This is a genomic window from Bacillus sp. AFS040349, assembly GCF_002577655.1.
Lineage (GTDB): Bacteria > Bacillota > Bacilli > Bacillales > Bacillaceae > Metabacillus.
This window is the reverse complement of the sequence record NZ_NUMC01000199.1, coordinates 1-3398: the sequence shown is the minus strand read 5'-3', so window position 1 is coordinate 3398 and position 3398 is coordinate 1. Positions and strand designations below refer to the sequence as shown.

The following is a 3398-nucleotide window of genomic DNA, read 5'->3' as shown; positions in this document are numbered from 1 at the left end:
TTTACCTTCTTTATATATTTCTTACCCCATCCCTTTATTGGTGCTTTGTAACTAAAAGTGTTAGGAAAAGGAAAAGTTTATTTAATTAATTTTTTTAGCGAGAAGAAGAGACCACTCACTTCATATAGCTTAAATTATTAAGAAGGAGATGTATGACGTGGAGAAATACTTAATCTATAAGAATGGAAACCAGATTGATGAAGTAATAGAGTCCGTTGATGGAACCTTAATAGATGTTTTAGGTAAATGGTTAAATGAAAAGGAATTTAAAGGGACATATAAGATGATTGAACAAACAGAAAAAAAGCCTTGTTGTGCCGAAATCAATGATAACCTTTACTTTTCAATTGGATACGTTGAACTTTAGTGGAAAAGAAGATTTTTAATTAGTAAACGATTTTAATGAGAAGTAAATCTAAAATTCTAATTTTAGGAGTGAAAATATGAAGGACGGTGTTATTTCCTCAGAGCAAATTGCACTTATTGTTACTGCAATAATTATTGGAACGCTTGCTCGTGTTCTTACAATAAAAGAAGACTACCGGCAATATCCTAGTTATCCAAATGGATATTTAATTCATTTAATTACAGGATTTGTTGCCGCAGCTTTAGGAGCCGTAGCCATTCCAGCCTTAATGACTAAAAATTTTGTTGCAGTTACTTTTTTAACACTTGCTATTCAGCAGTTTCGAGACGTGCGCAAAACGGAACGAGAGAGTTTAAAAGACCTTGAAAATACTGAATACGCTTATCGAGGCGATGCTTATATAGATGGTATTTCAAAAACATTTGAAGCACGCAACTATTTTGCTCTTATTGTATCTTTTGCAACCGGACTAACTATTCAATTAGTAAATACAAATTCAATATGGATAAATATTATATGTGGAACTATTGTTGGTTTCATAGTTCTCTTTGTACTAAAACGATTTTCAAAGGGGAAGACAGTTGGAGATATTGCGAATGTAAAAGAAGGAAAGGTCGAAATAAAGGGGTCTGAATTATTTGTTGATGGGATATATGTATCGAACCAACTAGGGACTGAAAATGCCCGAAAGTTATTTGAAAAAGAGGGTCTCGCAGTTGTTATCTATCCTCGTGAAGAACATTTTCGTATAACTCTTGATAATTATGGACAGAGGCAGGCTATTTTATTTGAAACTACAAGGTCAGTAGGAGTTAAGAGGTACCATTTCACAAGAAAAGAATACGAAGAAGGACGGGTAGTGATTACGCTAGTTCCTATTATAAATGATATCAATAAACTTGTTGAAACAGTTAAGAACACCCCTTTGCTTGAAAGTGCAAAGAAAAGCCACTCAGTTATGCAAACAAATTTAGCAGGGAGGAAGTAAAATGGGACGTGAATCAACACAAAAACCAAATTATGAGATTCTAGCGTTTATTACTACTGACAAAGAAAAAGTAATAGGTGGTAAGCCACTGTCATTATTTGCAAAAGATGAAAAAGAGGCAGAATCTTTAACGGTAGATATCGCCAAAGCAATGAAGGCAGATGTAGTTCAAATGAAATCAGGTGACTACTTGGTCATCAGGTTATAAGATCTAGATCTTTTAATTAGTAAATCCTATAGGAGATAACGGAAATGAATGATAATTCTTGGAGAATTAAATCTTACCATAAAGGTAAATATACAGTAAGTGTTCGACAAAATTTTGAAAATGATCGTATTGATGAAGGAGATTGTCCAAAGGATGAAGTCAAAAATAATAAGTGTCATAACAATAAGTTAAAATAAATAAGGTGTATTCTGAATTCTCAAATATATTTATTTAATTATGTAGCGGACTGGATTATAAAAGGCTCAAACAGATTACCTAGTTCTGTAATATACAATATTTTTTACAGGTGAGCATATTTGGACATCTTCATTTAAGCAAGCATTTTTTTTAGCTGCGTTGTTAGAGGAATTTTTTAAATGGTTTCTATAAACATGTTGAATTTAATCAACACTAGTATATATAGGACAGCTGTATTTCTTGGATTTGTAAAGCTGGAAAACATCTTCTAATAATTGTTTGCTAACGGTATTGAAAAAGCTGTATTGCCCGTGTCTAACACTGTCTTTTTGGGTTATATGGGCTATATTTATGAAAAGGATAACTTTCCGTTAATGGAGAAAAATGGTATTTACTCGTTATTATTTTCTATCATTTTACAAGGTTCTATAGCTTTGGAGAATTCGATATTTTTTATCACTCTTAGCATTTTGTCAGTAACTTTTATTGATTTTTTATACTGTTTCAATATCTGGCGGAGAAGGTTCTGCATGTTTTGGCATTAAATATTTTTATTTTCTTCAAATGATACCCCCATATAATTCTGTTCAGGTACAACCTATCAAAAATGATGTTAGTATAAATCCCATTCTTCCTGTAATGAAAAAGTTCACTTCAAATTAAGTGAACCATATTATATAATATTATTCAATTTATATTGTACTAATAATACAATAGCAATTAGCACTCACTTTAGCATATTTGTGAACACCGTCAAATAATTATTATACCCCAGTTATTTTGTATGTAATTTATTTGTTATCTCATATATTAAACCTAAAGAAACATTGATATAACAACAAAAGAGGGAAGCTAATTCTTATGCGAATTGTCTCTCAAAGTATTTTCTCGCCTGCAACAGAACCCGTTAATAAAAACGGTACCTTTTTTTAATAAGAGAACGAAGGAATGGCGAAAGATTAGGGTAGGTAAGGTGTCTTTAATGAATTGGTTGGTTTATGGGTGCTCTCAAATTATGGATAAAGGTATGCTCACAACATTCCATTGTTGGCTTTACTTGATAAGATAAAATAGAAAACGATGTTTAAAAGAATTTGATGATGCAAAACTCGAACTGTTAGATAGCAATTAGGTTTAAAAGATACGAAATTCAATTTGAATATGGTAAGATAGTTTAAGTTTACTGAATATGATAGATATTTAGATTGGAAATTCGTTCTAGTATCAGGTTGGGGAATCTTGGTAATTTACATTCCTATATTTGTATGGGGGGAGCCGAATTGGATTTTAAGTCGGAAACGTCTCATGATATTGAAATAGTTATAAAAAAGAAGATTACATTTAGAACAGTGCTAAATATATATGGAATATTGGTCATTTTTGCATTAATATTAAATCTTTACAGTCCCAATTTCAATTAATGAAAATATACAATTTCTTTACAATGAAGACTTAATAATGGAAACCAAAAAGATAAAGGAATTTATATTATTTATTTTTAGTATAGGAGTGATTTACTTCTTGCTAGTTAATATATTTTATAAATATAAGAATTGATAATCTATTCAACTTTATCAAACTAGTTAAAAAGCCAATATAAAAAACGCTTTGGATTTTGGAGGCCACTGAAAAAGTCC

Annotated in this window: 4 protein-coding genes; all 4 read left to right on the top strand. The window is 30.9% G+C overall.

What is annotated here, in order from left to right:
- Positions 1-157: 157 nt before the first annotated feature.
- The 4 genes from COD11_RS26105 (at position 158) to COD11_RS27215 (ending at position 1760) form a co-directional block, all read left to right on the top strand.
- Positions 158-367, top strand: coding sequence for a hypothetical protein (locus COD11_RS26105; RefSeq protein ID WP_098799778.1), 210 nt, complete (start codon positions 158-160; stop codon positions 365-367).
- 76 nt (positions 368-443) lie between these two features.
- Entirely contained in the window at positions 444-1355 is a 912-nt protein-coding gene (locus COD11_RS26100; protein ID WP_098799777.1) for a YIEGIA family protein, read from the top strand.
- Between the two features lies 1 nt (position 1356).
- Positions 1357-1563 carry a capping complex subunit for YIEGIA gene (locus COD11_RS26095; RefSeq protein WP_098799776.1) on the top strand — a complete coding sequence of 69 codons (207 nt, stop codon included), beginning with the start codon at positions 1357-1359 and terminating at the stop codon, positions 1561-1563.
- A 44-nt stretch (positions 1564-1607) separates the two neighbouring features.
- Complete coding sequence (locus tag COD11_RS27215; RefSeq protein WP_176551260.1) at positions 1608-1760, top strand: hypothetical protein; 153 nt, start codon at positions 1608-1610, stop codon at positions 1758-1760.
- Positions 1761-3398: the final 1638 nt, after the last annotated feature.

Excerpts from the sequence above, each read along its gene's own strand:
- COD11_RS26095 (WP_098799776.1), top strand. The coding sequence starts at position 1,357 with ATGGGACGTGAATCAACACAAAAACCAAATTATGAGATTCTAGCGTTT.
- COD11_RS26100 (WP_098799777.1), top strand. The coding sequence starts at position 444 with ATGAAGGACGGTGTTATTTCCTCAGAGCAAATTGCACTTATTGTTACT.
- COD11_RS27215 (WP_176551260.1), top strand. The coding sequence starts at position 1,608 with ATGAATGATAATTCTTGGAGAATTAAATCTTACCATAAAGGTAAATAT.